This is a genomic window from Pseudoalteromonas sp. SG44-17 (genome assembly GCF_014164235.1).
Classification (GTDB): Bacteria; Pseudomonadota; Gammaproteobacteria; order Enterobacterales; family Alteromonadaceae; genus Pseudoalteromonas; species Pseudoalteromonas rhizosphaerae.
On record NZ_JACJEV010000027.1, the window covers coordinates 40,850 to 57,726 of the forward strand.

The 16,877-nt window shown below is 40.7% G+C and carries 18 protein-coding genes and 2 tRNA genes; 14 read left to right on the top strand and 6 right to left on the bottom strand.

What is annotated here, in order from left to right; all coding sequences use genetic code 11:
* The first annotated feature begins 3 nt into the window (after positions 1 to 3).
* From nadD to lipA, 10 genes are all read left to right on the top strand, one after another.
* Positions 4 to 639: a nicotinate-nucleotide adenylyltransferase gene (nadD, locus tag H5182_RS16735; protein ID WP_149980732.1), complete on the top strand. Its 636-nt coding sequence runs from the start codon at positions 4 to 6 to the stop codon at positions 637 to 639.
* A 53-nt stretch (positions 640 to 692) separates the two neighbouring features.
* Positions 693 to 1,010 (top strand): ribosome silencing factor, encoded by a 318-nt coding sequence (gene rsfS / locus H5182_RS16740; RefSeq protein ID WP_145240548.1) that lies wholly within the window; start codon positions 693 to 695, stop codon positions 1,008 to 1,010.
* A 36-nt stretch (positions 1,011 to 1,046) separates the two neighbouring features.
* The gene (gene rlmH / locus H5182_RS16745; RefSeq protein WP_145240546.1) at positions 1,047 to 1,517 is read left to right on the top strand and encodes a 23S rRNA (pseudouridine(1915)-N(3))-methyltransferase RlmH; all 471 of its coding nucleotides are present in this window, start codon (positions 1,047 to 1,049) and stop codon (positions 1,515 to 1,517) included.
* A gap of 9 nt (positions 1,518 to 1,526) precedes the next feature.
* Positions 1,527 to 3,395 carry a penicillin-binding protein 2 gene (gene mrdA / locus H5182_RS16750; RefSeq protein WP_145240545.1) on the top strand — a complete coding sequence of 623 codons (1,869 nt, stop codon included), beginning with the start codon at positions 1,527 to 1,529 and terminating at the stop codon, positions 3,393 to 3,395.
* Positions 3,392 to 4,498 (top strand): rod shape-determining protein RodA, encoded by a 1,107-nt coding sequence (rodA, locus tag H5182_RS16755; protein ID WP_145240543.1) that lies wholly within the window; start codon positions 3,392 to 3,394, stop codon positions 4,496 to 4,498. Before mrdA ends, rodA begins: the two co-directional genes overlap by 4 nt.
* A complete protein-coding gene (locus H5182_RS16760) occupies positions 4,498 to 5,271 on the top strand; it encodes a septal ring lytic transglycosylase RlpA family protein (protein WP_145240541.1) in 774 nt (257 codons plus the stop codon). Before rodA ends, H5182_RS16760 begins: the two co-directional genes overlap by 1 nt.
* A gap of 54 nt (positions 5,272 to 5,325) precedes the next feature.
* Complete coding sequence (locus H5182_RS16765; RefSeq protein ID WP_145240539.1) at positions 5,326 to 6,486, top strand: serine hydrolase; 1,161 nt, start codon at positions 5,326 to 5,328, stop codon at positions 6,484 to 6,486.
* A gap of 221 nt (positions 6,487 to 6,707) precedes the next feature.
* A complete protein-coding gene (gene ybeD, locus H5182_RS16770; RefSeq protein WP_145240537.1) occupies positions 6,708 to 6,986 on the top strand; it encodes a DUF493 family protein YbeD in 279 nt (92 codons plus the stop codon).
* Between the two features lie 19 nt (positions 6,987 to 7,005).
* Complete coding sequence (gene lipB / locus H5182_RS16775; protein WP_145240535.1) at positions 7,006 to 7,659, top strand: lipoyl(octanoyl) transferase LipB; 654 nt, start codon at positions 7,006 to 7,008, stop codon at positions 7,657 to 7,659.
* Positions 7,656 to 8,621 (top strand): lipoyl synthase, encoded by a 966-nt coding sequence (gene lipA / locus H5182_RS16780; RefSeq protein WP_145240533.1) that lies wholly within the window; start codon positions 7,656 to 7,658, stop codon positions 8,619 to 8,621. The genes lipB and lipA overlap by 4 nt, the downstream gene beginning before the upstream one ends.
* 112 nt (positions 8,622 to 8,733) lie before the next feature.
* Here the strand turns inward: lipA and H5182_RS22190 are convergent, their stop codons facing one another.
* From H5182_RS22190 to H5182_RS16795, 3 genes are all read right to left on the bottom strand, one after another.
* Complete coding sequence (locus H5182_RS22190) at positions 8,734 to 9,045, bottom strand: hypothetical protein (RefSeq protein ID WP_220493532.1); 312 nt, start codon at positions 9,043 to 9,045, stop codon at positions 8,734 to 8,736.
* Between the two features lie 621 nt (positions 9,046 to 9,666).
* Positions 9,667 to 11,331, bottom strand: coding sequence for an esterase-like activity of phytase family protein (locus tag H5182_RS16790; RefSeq protein ID WP_257325537.1), 1,665 nt, complete (start codon positions 11,329 to 11,331; stop codon positions 9,667 to 9,669).
* A 187-nt stretch (positions 11,332 to 11,518) separates the two neighbouring features.
* Complete coding sequence (locus H5182_RS16795; protein WP_220497102.1) at positions 11,519 to 12,046, bottom strand: YdcF family protein; 528 nt, start codon at positions 12,044 to 12,046, stop codon at positions 11,519 to 11,521.
* A 133-nt stretch (positions 12,047 to 12,179) separates the two neighbouring features.
* Between H5182_RS16795 and H5182_RS16800 the strand changes: the two genes are divergently transcribed.
* The gene (locus H5182_RS16800) at positions 12,180 to 12,419 is read left to right on the top strand and encodes an RNA-binding protein (protein WP_145241401.1); all 240 of its coding nucleotides are present in this window, start codon (positions 12,180 to 12,182) and stop codon (positions 12,417 to 12,419) included.
* A 233-nt stretch (positions 12,420 to 12,652) separates the two neighbouring features.
* Positions 12,653 to 14,272: a M28 family metallopeptidase gene (locus tag H5182_RS16805; RefSeq protein ID WP_182760352.1), complete on the top strand. Its 1,620-nt coding sequence runs from the start codon at positions 12,653 to 12,655 to the stop codon at positions 14,270 to 14,272.
* Positions 14,273 to 14,317: 45 nt separating this feature from the next.
* Here H5182_RS16805 and H5182_RS16810 read toward each other — a convergent pair whose 3' ends face one another.
* From H5182_RS16810 to H5182_RS16820, 3 genes are all read right to left on the bottom strand, one after another.
* Positions 14,318 to 15,262, bottom strand: coding sequence for a general glycosylation pathway protein (locus tag H5182_RS16810; protein ID WP_145241406.1), 945 nt, complete (start codon positions 15,260 to 15,262; stop codon positions 14,318 to 14,320).
* Positions 15,263 to 15,468: 206 nt separating this feature from the next.
* Positions 15,469 to 15,771, bottom strand: a complete 303-nt coding sequence (locus H5182_RS16815) for a DUF6172 family protein (protein ID WP_145241408.1) — start codon at positions 15,769 to 15,771, stop codon at positions 15,469 to 15,471.
* Positions 15,772 to 15,930: 159 nt separating this feature from the next.
* Positions 15,931 to 16,452 (bottom strand): VC2046/SO_2500 family protein, encoded by a 522-nt coding sequence (locus tag H5182_RS16820; protein ID WP_182760353.1) that lies wholly within the window; start codon positions 16,450 to 16,452, stop codon positions 15,931 to 15,933.
* Between the two features lie 112 nt (positions 16,453 to 16,564).
* Between H5182_RS16820 and H5182_RS16825 the strand changes: the two genes are divergently transcribed.
* Together H5182_RS16825 and H5182_RS16830 are read left to right on the top strand one after the other, a co-directional pair.
* Positions 16,565 to 16,649: transfer RNA gene (locus H5182_RS16825), tRNA-Tyr, on the top strand.
* A gap of 49 nt (positions 16,650 to 16,698) precedes the next feature.
* A tRNA-Tyr gene (locus H5182_RS16830) sits at positions 16,699 to 16,783 on the top strand.
* Positions 16,784 to 16,877 lie beyond the last annotated feature (94 nt).

Below are 16,877 nucleotides of genomic sequence, written 5' to 3' on the forward strand. Positions count from 1 at the left end.
ATAATGATTGCACTGTTTGGTGGCACCTTCGACCCCGTTCACTTAGGCCATATAAATATGGCGAAGCACTGTGTAAAACACTTTAATTTAGCGACTTTATACTTTATGCCTTGTGCTATTCCAGCTCATAAGACTGCACCTGGGATAAGTACGCAGCATCGCATCGCAATGCTCAATGCAGCGATTGCACCTTACCCATATTTTCAACTCGATTTACGCGAACTCAATCGCAGTGGCCCGTCATATTCATTATTAAGCCTGCAAGAGATCCGCACACAATTTCCAGATCAACCATTATTATTTTTAATTGGCATGGATTCGTTTAATAACTTAGATAAATGGTTTGAGTGGCAAACAATTACTCAGCTTTGTCATATTGTGGTATTTCAACGCCCGGGCCTAAAATGCACTGCCCATGGCGAGTTACTCGCATACCAACAAGCCGCAGAATGTAGTAATAGCGCAGAGCTTACAACGCAAGCTGGTGGAAAATTATATTTTTTAGCTGGCGAAGAAATGGCTATTGCCTCAAGCGATATTCGCAAGGCGATTAAAAATGCCATAGATTACAATGAACTTCTTCCTACTGGCGTGAGTCAGTATATTCAATCACAGCAACTTTATCTAAGTGATGAATAAATACCAGTTGCGTGATAAAATAACAGCTATTCACTTTTAAATGAGATAACACCTTGGATACGAAACAACTACTCGCCTTTGCAATAGACAAAATTGACGATATGAAAGCACGTGATGTGGTTAATATTGATGTAAGCGCAAGCTCAGACATCACCGATTTTATGGTCGTGTGCTCTGGTACTTCGAAACGTCATGTATTGTCAATTGCTGATCATTTAGCAAAAGAAGCTCGTCACGCAGGTCAAGAGCCTCTAGGTTATGAAGGCCAAAGCGATGGTGAATGGGCACTGGTTGATTTAGGCGATGTAATCGTACACGTAATGCAAGATCAAGCACGTAGCTATTACGACCTCGAAAAACTATGGAGCTAATTGCTCACTAATTTTACTAGAGCTTGGATGTAACACGTGAAAATACAGATGATTGCCGTTGGCACCAAAATGCCAGCGTGGGTAGAAACGGGTTTTGCACAATATCAGCGCCGCTTTCCAAAAGATATGGCGCTGGAGTTAATTGAAATTCCCGCAGGTAAACGTGGTAAAAATGCAGATATTAAACGTATTTTGCATATTGAAGGCGAAAAAACCTTAGCCGCTATCCCTAAAGGCAATCGTATTGTTACGCTTGAGGTAACAGGCAAAGCGCTTGATACTCACCAATTAGCAAAAGACATGGAGAAGTGGCAACTGGATGGCCGCGATGTAAGTTTGCTAATTGGCGGCCCTGAAGGCTTAGCACCAGAATGTATTGCTGCCTCAGAGCAAAAATGGTCATTATCAAATTTGACCCTACCACATCCATTGGTGCGTATTATTGTTGCTGAAAGTCTATATAGAGGCTGGAGCTTAAACAATAACCACCCGTATCATCGCGAGTAACATTTACTCATGCGCAAACACAGACCCACAATTAGAGACCACTCAGCAGAAGCTAACCTATTTGCTCGTCGCGCCTTTGTGGGGTTTGTATTTGTTACTATTTTAGTCGCGGTTTTACTTTCCAATTTATATACCATTCAAGTTGATGATCACCAAGATTATCAAACACGTTCTAACGACAATCGCATTAAAGTGATTCCTATTGCTCCTAACCGAGGCCTTATTTATGACCGCAATGGTGTGTTGCTTGCTGAAAATAAACCGGTTTATAATTTAGAAGTCATTCCTGAAGAAGTTGACGATCTTGATGCATCACTGTCAGCACTGACACAATTTATTGATATCTCAGAGCAACAAAAAAACGATTTTCTTGATGATATAAAGCATAACCGTCGCTTTAAGAGCCAAGTATTAAAAGCACGTTTAAACGAACAAGAAGTAGCGCGTTTTTCAGTTAATCAGTATAAATTCCCTGGGTTTAGTATCGAAGCACGTTTGGCACGCTACTACCCGTTTGCAGACACCCTAACTCATGCGTTAGGTTACGTCGCTAAACTCAATAAAAAAGAACTGGCTCAGCTCGAATCACAAGAGCAAGGTACTAATTACCGTGCAACCCATGATATTGGTAAACTCGGTATTGAGAAATATTATGAACAACTGCTGCATGGCCAAGTAGGCTCGCAGCGGGTTGAAGTCAATAATCGTGGTCGTGTCATTCGTACCTTAAGCATGACTCCTCCGCAACCAGGTAATGATTTAGTGCTCACCCTTGATGTTGGCTTGCAGCAGATTGCCCAACATGCACTTAAAGATATGCGTGGCGCTGTAGTCGTCATGGACGCTAAAGACGGTGGCGTGTTAGCACTGTATTCTAATCCCAGTTATGATCCGAACTTATTTGTTCACGGTATTAGCAGTAAAAACTATAAAGCCCTATTAAACCCTGACCGACCTCTTATAAATAGAACCACACAAGGACGTTATGCACCAGCATCGACGGTAAAACCTCACATGGCAGTTCTTGCTCTTGAAGAAGGTCTCGTTACCGAGCAAACGTCAATGTGGGATCCTGGCTTCTTTCAAATTCCGAATGTTGATCATAAATGGCGAGATTGGAAACGTTGGGGCCATGGTCATGTTGATGTTTACAAAGCCATTGAAGAGTCGTGCGATACCTACTTTTATGATGTCTCTTATCGATTAGGGATCACGAAAATCAGTGATTTTATGGCACAGTTTGGCTACGGTGATTTAACCGGCATTGATATTCATGAAGAAACCACGGCTATTTTGCCCTCAAAAGAATGGAAAGAAGGCCGTTTTAAAGAATCATGGTGGCGTGGCGATACAATCTCAGTTGGCATTGGCCAAGGTTATTGGACCGCAACCCCCCTACAAATCGCAAACGCGATGAATATATTAGTGAACCGTGGAATTAACCACCCACCACACTTAGTACAAGTTGTGAAAAAAGACGATGAAGTTACACAAATCAATAATGAAGAAAAACCCCCGATTTTTTTAAAAGAACCTCACCATTGGCAAATCGCTTTAGATGCTATGCATAACACAGTACAAAAAGCCTCTGGTACCGCTCACAAAGCATTTAAAGGAACAAATTACGATTCAGCAGGTAAAACAGGCACCGCACAAATAGTCAGTATTGCTCAAGGTGAACGCTACGATGCAAAATCCCTCAAAGAGCGTCAACGTGATAACACTATCTATGTAGGCTTTGCACCTTATGAGGATCCCAGAATCGTTGTTTCTGTTGTTCTAGAAAACAATCATGGCGGTGTGCAAATTGCTCGCCAACTAATGGATTACTACTTTGCTGCAAATCCCGTTAATCTTGCCAGGAATAACACACCATGACTACTCTACATGATGGTCGTTCAATCTGGGTGCGTATGCATCTTGACTTGCCGCTACTACTGGCATTGCTATTAATGATGGCAGGCAGTGTAACCGTTGTTTATAGCGCCAGTGGTCAAGACCCGGCAATGATGATCCGCCATATTACCAGGATGGGCGGCGCAATTTTAGGCATGCTTATTTTGGCGCAATTTTCACCAGCGACCTTAAAGCGTTTAGTTATTCCTTTATATTGTGCTGGATTACTGATGCTAGTTGCGGTGCTGTTATTTGGCGTCAGCTCCAAAGGCGCTCAGCGCTGGTTAGATTTAGGTATTACCCGTTTTCAACCTGCTGAATTAATGAAAATAGCCGTGCCTATGATGGTGGCTTGGTATATTGGCCGTAATCATTTACCGCCTAGAGCACTACACTTAGTTGTTGGTTTTACCATTGTTATGGTTCCCACACTCCTGATCAAAGAGCAGCCCGACTTAGGCACATCTATCTTAATCGCCAGTTCAGGGATATTTGTATTATTTTTGTCTGGTCTAAGCTGGCGATTAATCGGCTTTTTGAGCGCTTTGGTTGCTTTAGCTGCGTGGCCTTTTTGGCATTACGGTATGCATGACTATCAAAAACAGCGGGTACTAACTTTGTTCAATCCAGAAAGCGATCCTCTTGGCTCTGGTTACCATATTATTCAATCAAAAATAGCTATCGGCTCCGGTGGTATTGAAGGTAAAGGTTGGTTGCAAGGCACCCAATCACAATTAGAATTTTTACCCGAACGCCATACTGATTTTATCTTCTCTGTACTTAGTGAGGAGTTTGGTCTTTTTGGTGTATGTGTTTTATTATGCATGTATCTATTCATCATTGGTCGCGGTTTATATATCGCGGTTAATGCCCAAGATGCATTTGGTAAATTACTGGCAGGTGCACTGACCCTGACTTTTTTTGTTTATGTATTTGTAAATATTGGCATGGTATCAGGGTTACTGCCTGTAGTGGGTGTACCATTGCCATTAATAAGTTATGGCGGTACATCGATGGTTACCTTAATGGCTGGATTTGGCATTATTATGTCTATCGCAACTGATAAAAGGATGCTATTAAAGTAATGCGTTACTGTCTAAAGTTGTTCAGTTGTTCATGGTTAATGATTGTTTTAAGCGCTTGTAGTTCCTCAGGCATAAATCACAGTGACCGGTATAGTATGCGCCATGATTCTGCACCACTTCGCGCGCCAACTGAATTAGAAATGCAAGATGCCATAGTCACTAAAGTTACCAAAAGTGCCAGTGCTGGCCGCGCTTACACCGTTAATGGCAAAAACTATACTCCGATGCTGGATGAAACTGGCTATAGCGAAGAAGGTATCGCCTCATGGTATGGGCGCAAATTTCATGGTTACCACACCTCAAATGGCGAAATATATGATATGTTCGCGATGACTGCCGCTCATAAAACGTTACCCTTACCAAGCTTTGTAAAAGTAACCAACACCAGTAATGGCAAGTCTGTGATTGTCCGTGTAAATGATCGTGGCCCATTTCATGATGACCGCTTAATCGATTTATCCTATGCAGCAGCGTATAAACTTGGTTACTATCATCATGGTACAGCCAAGGTTAAGCTTGAGGCTATCACAATGCCCGATTCGACTGCGCGTTTGAGTTATATTCAAGTCGCTGCAGGCAGTACCTTAGAAAATATTGAAGCATTAGCGTACACCCTACGCCAGCAATATCAATTACCCACTAATATTGTGGAAAAAGATGCTATTTATAGGCTGCGTTTAGGGCCAATTAAAAATGCTGAGCAAGCTCAGCAAGTACTTGAAAAATTAAAACAGGATCAATTTCAAAACGCGTTCTTGCTTTATAGTGAATAACACCTTTAGAATGAGGTAAACGCGAATCTTTAACTTTAACCATTAATGAGTATGATGAAATCTATTAAATCCAAAATTATTAGCGGTGTGTGTAGCGTTGTTTGCTCTGCTGCCGTTTTTTCTGCGACCGCCCAAATCATCCCAGCCCCACCTCAAGTTAATGCAAAAGGTTATTTTCTTGTTGATTTTACTACAGGTAAAATTATAGCTGAAGGTGAACCTGATACTCGCCTAGCACCTGCCAGTTTAACTAAAATGATGACCAGCTATGTCATTGGTACCGAAATCAAAGCGGGTAACATTGCCCCAACCGATATGGTCACAGTGAGCGAAAAAGCGTGGGCTAAAAACTTTCCTGAATCATCAAAAATGTTTATCGAAGTCGGTAAGCAGGTCACTGTCGATGATTTAAACCACGGTATAATTATTCAATCAGGTAATGATGCCTGTGTGGCTATGGCAGAACATATTGCCGGTAGCGAAAGCGCATTTGCAGACTTAATGAATGCCCATGCTGAGAAATTAGGTATGAGTAACAGCCACTTCATTAACAGCCATGGCTTAGATACCAACGAACACTTCACAACCCCTCGAGATATGGCCACCTTAGGTGCAGCACTTATTCGTGATGTGCCTGACGAGTATGCAGTTTACGCACAAAAATCATTTACTTTTAACGGCATTAAGCAATACAACCGTAACTCACTGTTATGGGATGAAAGCCTAAACGTTGATGGTATAAAAACCGGTCATACATCGGAAGCCGGTTACAGCTTAGTAAGTTCAGCGACTAAAGATGATATGCGTTTAATCGCAGTGGTTATGGGTACTTCGAGTGAACGTGCACGTAAAGTAGAAAGTAAAAAATTACTTAACTATGGTTTTCGTTTTTTTGAAACAATCACACCTTACAAAGCCGGCGACAGTTTTGCCGAGCAACGTATTTGGATGGGTAACAAAGAAAATGTATCGTTAGGCATTTTAGTTGATACGCCGATCACTATTCCGCGTGGCCAACGTAAAAATTTAAAAGCCGACTTTAAACTTGATAAAGTTTTAGAGGCGCCATTAGCGAAAGGCTCTACCGTAGGTACTTTATCTTTACAACTTGAAGGCGAAGTAATTGCTCAGTATCCTCTGGTAACGCTTGAAGAAGTTGAAGAAGGTAGCTTCTTTAGTAAAATTTATGATTACCTACGTTTACAAATAATGTAAAACGCTACCAAATAATATAAGCGCCTTGCAAAGCAAGGCGTTTTTTTTTGCTTTAAAGATGGTAGAATGCGCCCCATATCTAACCCGCAAATAGCCAGAATACCAATTGTCTTACGTAAGCGATTAATTCAATTGCTATAAAGGTCGAGAACAGGTTATCTAATCGGTTTATTGTTTAGTAAAATAGTACTAAACGCACATAAGTATGAGGAGTCAACGTCGTGGCTACACCGGTAAAAAATACTAAATTTGATGAATATTTAGAATACCCTTGCCCTTTTACATTTAGAGTAATGGGGTTGGCAAACGTCAACTTAACTGACCAAATTCTAACTAAGTTACAACCTATTGCCCCTGGCGATTACGCGCCAAAAGTTAAACCTAGCAGCAAAGGTAATTATGAGTCAGTTAGCTTAGTCGTTACTGTGACCAGCGGCACTCATATTGAAGAAATTTATAACGTGATAAGTGCGATTGATGACGTACGACACATGCTTTAAACGCTAAGCGGAGTAAGCTGTGAGCGAAAATACCTTAATCGTCCGTCAACTTGGTAAACAGCGTTACATGCCAATTTGGCAACAAATGCAAAACTATACTGATGTTCGAACTGAGCATGATGCGGATGAAATATGGCTCGTTGAACATGAGCCAGTGTTCACGCAAGGCCAAGCAGGTAAAGATGAACACCTACTTGCCCCTGGCGACATAGAAGTGATCAAGGTTGACCGAGGTGGTCAAGTAACCTATCACGGACCGGGCCAGCAAATGATGTACGTATTATTTAACTTACGTCGCTTGAAAATTGGCGTACGAGAATTGGTCACATGGCTTGAAGAGTGTATTATCGATACACTCAATGATTACGGTATTAAAGCCTACGCAAAAGCAGATGCCCCGGGGGTTTATGTTAACGATAGCAAAATAGCATCATTAGGACTTCGTGTTCGCCGTGGCTGCTCTTTTCATGGTCTAGCATTGAATGTAAACATGGACATGAGCCCGTTTTTACGTATCAACCCATGTGGTTACGCCGGTATGAACATGGTGCAAACAACCGACTTGAACGGCCCAGAAAACCTTGCGCAAGCAGGTGCTGGGCTCGTAAAACATATGATTAAAAAACTTAATGCGACACAGGTTAAGTATACTGAAGGGTTTGAAAACGAATGAATAAACCAGTCAAGATGGAACCAGGGGTAAAACTACGCGACGCTGAAAAAATGGCGTTGATCCCAGTAAAAGTATTACCCACTGAAAAAAACGAAATGTTACGCAAGCCAGAGTGGCTAAAAATTCGCTTACCTAAATCAACCGAGCGGATCGACGGCATTAAACAAGCCATGCGTAAGCACGGACTGCATTCAGTGTGTGAAGAAGCCTCTTGCCCTAACTTATCAGAATGCTTTAATCACGGTACAGCAACTTTTATGATTTTAGGCGCAATTTGTACTCGTCGTTGCCCATTTTGTGATGTTGCCCATGGCCGTCCGTTAACACCAGACGCCGCAGAGCCTGAAAAGTTGGCTCTTACTATTCGCGATATGAAATTAAGCTATGTAGTGATCACCTCAGTGGATCGAGATGATTTACGTGATGGCGGCGCACAACATTTTGCTGATTGTATTCGTGAAATTCGTAAGTATAACCCAAAAATCACCATCGAAATTTTAGTGCCTGATTTTCGTGGTCGCATGGACCGAGCGCTTGAAATCTTAATAGAAACGCCACCAGATGTATTCAATCATAACCTTGAAACTGCACCGCGTTTATATAAACTTGCGCGCCCAGGTGCTGACTACAAATGGTCATTAGAATTACTGCGTCGCTTTAAAGAAGCACACCCTGAAGTGAAAACTAAATCAGGTCTAATGGTTGGTCTTGGCGAAGAAATTAGCGAAATCGAAGAAGTACTGCGTGATTTACGCGCGCATAATGTCGATATGCTAACGGTTGGCCAATACCTACAGCCATCAAAGCATCACTTACCTGTAAAACGCTACGTGCCACCAGCAGAGTTTGACGCGCTTAAAGAGTACGCTGATGAAATTGGCTTTACTCATGCCGCATCAGGTCCATTTGTTCGTTCAAGCTACCATGCTGATCAACAAGCTGCGGGTAAAGAAGTGAAGTAATCATTTTTACAAAATTGAAAAAGCCGTTAGTAATGGATTAAATCACTAACGGCTTTTTGTTTTCTTAATCACGTGCAATTTATATCGATACCGACACTCATCTCGCATGTCTTTAATTACTAAAGCTAGGATTATATTGATAAACGGCTTGTGATTTAGTCAGCCCCCCTGTGAGGTTCCAACTACTTAAACTATTCATACCATCGAACGCAATCAAAGCTCGTTGCACTACTTTTTGCGTATAATTAGCCATGAAGTCTTCATATTTAAACGATGGCTGCGCGATGATTAGCTGTTGACCAGCCGAGGGAATACCGCTGTACCATAGTGTTACACTGACTTGTGCATCAATTGAGCCTAAGTCAATTTGTGCTCCTTTATAAACACGCTCGTAAATAGTTAAGTTGCCGACTTGTGCCAGCATCAAATTATCATTAAAACTAAACTCTGATTCAAAGCCAGAGTCATGCGTATTTATATCTTTAAAGTCATTGATTGTACGAGTATTTGGTGCTTTAGTTGAATGACTATAAACTACTTGGTAATCAGAATTGGTTATTTCTCAGTCAGCCTCTAGCTTAGTCTTGGTGCCGTTAGTCGCTGATGATAAATCTTCGAAATTAGCGATATAGCGATCCCGACTGCGAAATTTCAATGTCACTTCTGAATTACCATTTTCGATTCGTTCACGAAACGAATAACCTAAATTTTGCAGCTGACAGCTACCTAGAGTATCGAAAAACTTAACTGTACGGTTCTTATCAAGTGATAATGAGCCATTTACATCGTAAGATTGCCGCCTCTACTATGGCTTTAAATGCACTAAAATAACTGTCTACGTTAGCCGACTCATTACTATAAGTGAGTTTGCTAGGCTCGAGTAAACCCTTATACTATCGAGAAATCACATCAGGATTATCGGCACTAACAGCGCTACAAATTAATAATAATGACAAACCACTGACATTCGCTTTTATGTTTCATCACTAACCTTTATAAATTGTAATAAAAAAAGCCGACGTGAATCGGCTTGAATTCATTATGATTATTGAATAGGTGATAAATCCAGACCATCAACTATATACAAGGTATTACCATCAACGACAGTATTATTAGTATCTAAATACTTTTGCCCTAACGGCCCTCCAATAGTGGCTTCAGACCAAGTAGCAAAGTCATCATCATTAATCACCCCCAAACGCGTATTATCGATAAGCCATAAACCTTCCATCTTGTCATGTGGGTAAGAAACTTCGTTAACCATATCAACAACTGGCGATGTGCTTTTTGTCACTGGTAAGATATTCTTTGCAGCTAGTTCAGCCCAACCTGCATCATAATCAACTGCATCATTTATAACTTGCTCTATTGTTTTACCTGCAATGATTAAACCTAAATTGCTATTTTGTTCAATATCCCCCATTGCTGCAACTGCTTCTAAATCGGTCGCACCGCTGATATCAATCTTATAAACATGCTTTTGTGCTGTCTCATCACCTTTGTTATAAAAAGCACCGTCACGTTCAAGTACTAAGAAGCTCGTGTTGCTCAGCGCTTTAATTGCTGAGTTAGAATTCGACCCTTTAACCTGTCGATACAAATATTGCGAAATATTGCCAGTTTCTAAATCAACAGTGACAATACGAGTTAAATCTGTACGGTTTTTACTCGGATTATCCAAGCTTGATTGCATAATGCCGACTAATGTTTTCTGATCAGGTGTGATCGCTAACCCCTCCATACCACGGTTAGCCCATCGATTAGCAAACTCTGCTGGTAAGTTAATCTTCAAACCGTAATCAGTATTAATAGCATCTGTACGTATGTCTGCGGTAAATGCATTAATACGGCCAATTTCTTTACCGTTAGCATCATAATGCACCATGTGTGGACCATACTCATCGCTAACCCAGAAAGTACCATCTTTTAAAGCAGCTAAACCTTCGGCATCCAAACCATAATCATCATAAACTGCAGGGTTAGTAACTTCGTCATACGGCTGCGTCATATCTGCGCGAATAACTTCGCCATCAGTCGTATACGGTACTTCACCTGTTCCACCTAATGCAGCTGAATTTGGTAGGCCACTAATATTGTTACCATCACGATCTTTGAGCAAAATATCTTTAATCTTAGCGATATCACCCGTTGACTGAACTGCAAATAAACCAATACGCGGCGTGTAGTCAGGTGTTGGGAACTTCTTACCATTACCGTGAGGTGCGCCCTCTTGAGAGGTTCGATAATTAGAATTAGGACCACGATCAGTTAAAGCATAAAATTGTGTCGTATTCATCGGGTGACCATCCATATCAGAGCCGTAACCACCATTGCGTACCTCAAAAGTAGATCCTGGGTAATAATAATTTTCTAGTTCGTTGCGCATTACGGTATAAGATAGACGCTCACCGGTAGTCCCAAAATTATCAGGGTTACAAAGAAAGGACGTACTTGTAACCTCTGTTGTGGCTAAAGCACCATTGCGGTCGGCATCCAAACCCGAATCAATTTTTATGCCGCCCATCCAACAGTTGCTATCGCCCATATTCAACTCTGTTTGCATAACTAAGCTGTTTAATCCAACAGCACCGTCTATACCGCCATTACCATTCGTGCCATCTGTCCCATTAGCACCGTCTTTACCATCACTGCATGCGCCTAGTAATACTGTTACTAAAACGAACGATAGGTTTAGTTTAAATTTTTTCACAACAACTCCATTTATACTTTTTATAATTAGAGTGGTCATAGTAAGCAGTAAAAATGACAGCAATTAATGCCTAATAATTACTAACTTGAACTTTCAATGAAACTTGCATGACAAATTCATAGTTGATTATGAATAAACATCAAATAAAGAGGCTCTTCAATCGATTACAAGTAACTAACGGACTTATTTAAGCGCTGAGCAGCTTAAACACATTCGCTTCCTCACGCTGCATTGCCTGACGTTCATGGGCATACAACTGCGCTAATTTAATCTCTGACAATGGCGTTTTAGCACTTACCAGAGTTAGCTCTAAATTAGGCTGCACATGACTAAATACATAATGAACTCGCGCAATATGAAATTCTGAACTGACTAAAATGGCCGCGGTTATATGTTCCGCTATAAGTATTGGCTTAGTGAGTAACGCATCCTCAAAGGTAAAGCGGCTTAGTGCCACCGGTAAAAAAGCAGATTCGGGTATGCCAAGTTCAATTAAGTAACTTTTAGTATATTCACCATGGGCGTGGTTAGTGGTATTAAAATGTGCGCCAAACCCGCCGGTGCACAATACCTTAACAGAGGGGTTTGCTTGGTATATTTGATAAGCTCGCTGACAACGGCTTTTTGCTATTACTGATAAACTACCATCGTTGTTATTTGGCCCACCTAAAACAATCAGTGCCGTTTTAATTTCGCTATTCGTCGCTGCTCTCATTACGCGATTCTCAATTGTTTTTTATTCTTTGGCTATCAGCTTAAAACTATTTTTGCGGTTTGCAATTAATCATTAGGTCAAACGGCTTTTCCTTGAGACAATCCACACTGTTATTTTTAAAACATGGTTCTTTATGAAACTATTAGTTAGAAACTTATCACGTACTATCACTGAACATGAGATCCGCGTACTTTTTACTGAACACGGTAAAGTAGCCGATTGTAATTTAGTACTAGATAAAGAAACCGGCCAATCGAAAGGCTTTGCCTTTGTAGAAATGCCAAACGATGCAGAAGCTGCTGTAGCAATAAAAGCATTGAATCAAAGTACTGTTGATAAAAGCAAGATCCGCGTAAAGAAAGCTGACGCTTAAACGTGTTATTTTGTTGCAAAAGGCCAGCACTCTTCGCTGGCTTTTAGCTTTTCCCCACACAACTTCTGCGCCAGTCCCTTTCACCCAACGAAATTTAATTCAATCACTAAATCATAGTATCCAAAATCAACTAATTGTATTTTATAAAAATATCTGCGCTTCATGGCAAAAAACTAGACAGCAAAACCGACACCCCATATAGTCACAGTATGTATCCTTAAAAACCTGCAATTATGTCTCCTCTTTTTAAATCACTCAGTATAACTTTATTATTGGGCTTAACTGGCTGTTCAGAGCCTACTCAAGAACAGGCAACGCTTGACAATACAACCAGTGTAAATTTAAGCAATATTAAACAACATATTAAAACCCTTGCCTCAGACGAATTTGAAGGACGCGGTCCATTAACGCGCGGTGAAGTAAAAACTGTGGGTTACTTAAGTGACCAATACCAAGCGCTTGGATTAACTGGTGCATATAATGATAAGTTTTTACAGCCGGTAAAAATGGCGATGGTAACCGCTGATCAAAACATGCAATTAAAAATTGGCGACTTGAGCTTTACCGCTGGTAAAGATTTTACGGCGCGAACGAAGCAATTACAGCCACTTATTGATGTTCGTGATTCAGAGGTAGTATTTGTTGGTTATGGCATTAATGCGCCCGAGTATAATTGGAATGATTATAAGAATATTGATGTAACGGGTAAAACGGTTGTTGTGTTAGTAAATGATCCTGGGTTTGCTACGCAAAACGATGCGCTATTTACCGGCAACGCTATGACCTACTACGGTCGCTGGACTTACAAATACGAAGAAGCCGCTCGCCAAGGCGCAGCCGCAGTATTTATTGTGCACGAAACAGCGCCAGCTGCATATCCTTGGGGCGTAGTTGAAAGCTCAAATACAGGCACAAAATATACCTTGATGGATAACAACCTAAACGCATCAGAACTACCGGTTATGGGTTGGCTAACACTCGATGCAACCGAGCAGCTATTTAAATCAGCAAACTTGAGCTATCAACAATTAAAGCAACAAGCACTTAACGACGACTTTAAAGCTACTGCGCTTAATTTAACAGCAAACCTTGCATTTAAAAACGAAGTGTCACACGCTAAATCACACAATGTTGTTGCAAAATTAACGGGCAGTGAAGCGCCTGATGAATATATTGTGGTCAGCGCACATTGGGATCATTTTGGCACTAAGCAAACTGATAGCGGGCCAAAAATTTATAATGGTGCAGTTGATAATGCCTCAGGCAGTGCTGCCACAATTGAAATCGCTCGTATATTAAGTAACATGCATAAACAAAAACCGTTTAAGCGCTCGATTATTTTTGCGAACTTTACCGCCGAAGAAACAGGGTTAATTGGCTCAGAGCAATTTGCCAGTGGCGAACTTATCCCTACCAAGCAGATGGTCGCTCTGTTAAATATTGATGGTATGAATGTGCTAGATGGCACCGATTACATACTGCAATACGGCAAAGGCTTATCACAAATGGAAGACTACCTTAGCAAAGCCGCAAGCAAACAAGGCCGTCATGTAAAAATGGATCCCGTGCCACAAAACGGCCTATTCTTCCGATCAGATCACTTCTCACTAGCTAAACAAGGCGTACCTGGTTTACTGTTTATGAGTTTAGGTGATACAGATCCAGATTATATTGCTCATAAATACCATAAAGAAGCTGATGATTACTCTGCTCAGTGGTCATTAGGTGGTGTAAAACAAGACATCGAGTTAATTGTTGATATCGCATCACAATTGGCAAACAACGGTGATTGGCCAAAATGGCAAGCCGATTCAGATTTTAAAACTCGTCGCGCCCAAGACCGCGCAGAATAAATTAAGTTGAGTTGGGGTAGGCATTCATCGCCTACCCCATTTTTATTAATGCCCTTTCTTATTGCGTTGTGCGCTCAATAATAAGGTTTCGGCTTTTGCCCCTAAATACACATAAATAGCCAACGCAATCAATAGCCCTACAACCGCCAACATCATATAAATTGCCGGTAATAAATACTGCGACTGCCCCAGCGCTGCCTTAAACATCGTTAATAACGCTTCAATAGACACTGCAATTAAAATAGTTGAAATAAACCGTGTGATAGTGCGCCGCGTTGAACTGTGCCTAAAGATATCTTTATGCATTAAAATTTCTTCTTCGAGAATCGTTTTACCTAAATCAAATATTGCTAACGCGAGGGTGATAAAAATGATGATCGTAAACGGTTCGAGCGGATCATTTTCTATAGAGCGGACAAACAGTAAGCTATAAATATCACCAAACACCCTACCAAGTAAAAATAACACTAAGATAAATAAGCAACTGACAATAATGCCATAACCCGCTTTAAAAAATGGCGTCATCGTGGCGCGAGTACGATCCCCCATAATAAATTCGATTAATTGCGTTAGACATACATCAATCACTAAATAGCGATTTTCGCCATATGAAGCATGTAACGATTTTATTGCTGAAATACATAAGTGATTGGTCGCGATCGAAATATAGGGCGGCGTAAAACGAGTATGTTGCTGTTGTTGGATACCTTGAAAATACGGCCGTTCACTCAAATCCTGTGAATCGCCACGATTATTTAAGGTCTTCATATACTGACGTTTAAAGCAGACATTGTTACCTAGCTGCACGCCATTTTTATCTAAACAGTATTGTAATTCTAAAAATGGGTATTGAGCGATTAAATAACGATTATCTTGTTGTTTTTTAACACCGTCTTCTAAGCTTGCTAGCACTGAGTCAAGTAAGTCGTGGATCACGGTTTGATATTCTTGGTAACGTTCGACGCTACTGATATAACTCATTCTTGCCATGTGTTTGCTCCTAACTGCATAATTAAAAGTAATAGCAATTACAGAACCAACTTTACAAAAACTTATAAATCAATTGGTTGCATTATTTAAATAAAATAAAAAATCTATTTCGCACCAACCAGGTGCAAAATAAACTGCTGGACTTACTTTTTTGCAAGCACAAAAAATGGGCTACTTAGCCCATTCTTTCATTAAATCAATTACTTTTAAATTTCATCATCAGAGTCTTGCACTTGACGTTGTGCAGCTCTAGCAATGATTTCAACATAAAACGACTCTAAGCCTTGTTTTTCAATTTCGCTGATTGAGTTGCTAATTTCAGCAACGTGCACCACTTGGGCATCTTCAGCTGTGTTACCAAATTTACAATCAAATGCCCAGTAATCAGCATCAATTGGCAACGTTTTGTTACGCTCTCTTTTCAAATACTTTTTTACTTCATGCTTTGCAGCATCTACCATGCGAGGGTATTTGATTTTCTCGTGATTCAGCGTGAATGTTTTCTTCATTACGTTCCTAATTACCTTGATTTAATGATGATGGCAATAATACCAAGTAAATTGGAAATGCCATTTGGGGTCATTATAGCAATTGCATTTAGTTTGTGGATGCTTTTTTTACACTAAAATAAATAAAATATTTTTACCGATAATTATTACAGCTTAATATCACGCTTGGGCAAGGTGTAAGGGTTGATGAAGATCAGCATTATTAAGGCTATCGTAAAATGCAGTCGCATCCATTTGCGGATGATCCAGCTGTGTTTCTTTATCTAAATGACGCTTTCGCACGACAAGTTCGCAATTATCAATCACCATTAGTGGAATATGGTTTTTATCATCTCTGATCACTAATGGTTCCGGCGCAAGGCACGAGCGTAAACGGATATCTGCCATGCTGCCTTGTTGTAATAGCTGTGCATTATGTTGGCCAATGAGCATATCAAATTCATCTGGAGCCAATGCTTGCTCAGGCCCTGCCCCTAATTGTTCACGTAATTGCGCTTCAGTTGGTGTTGAAGCATGTGCATCAAATGGGGTTTTAGGGAGATGAAATTGACTAAAATCTAACACGTCATGAGAAAGCATTGCCAATAATAATGCAAACTCGCCACGACGGTGTTCTGAGACACTTTTGGCAAGACGATTGTTAAGTTGACTCTCTGTGATTAACAAATCATCGATTTGCATAGACTTTAGCCGATTGCAGTTAGTAATAGATATTTATCGGCTTTATTTAATATTTCTTTAGCTTTTTTCTTTACTTAAATGCTCACTTTGCTATTATCAGCGCCGTTGCATTGGAGGGGTTCCCGAGCGGCCAAAGGGATCAGACTGTAAATCTGACGGCTCAGCCTTCGCTGGTTCGAATCCAGCTCCCTCCACCACTTTTCTTACCGCTAAGTTAAGTGGGGCCAAATGCGACAAAATTAGTGTGGAGGGGTTCCCGAGCGGCCAAAGGGATCAGACTGTAAATCTGACGGCTCAGCCTTCGCTGGTTCGAATCCAGCTCCCTCCACCACTTTTCTTATCTATCAGCAAAACTTCATTCTTCGAACTTTATTCTCGCTAACTTTATTCTCGCTAACTTTATTCTCGCTAACTTTATTCTCGGT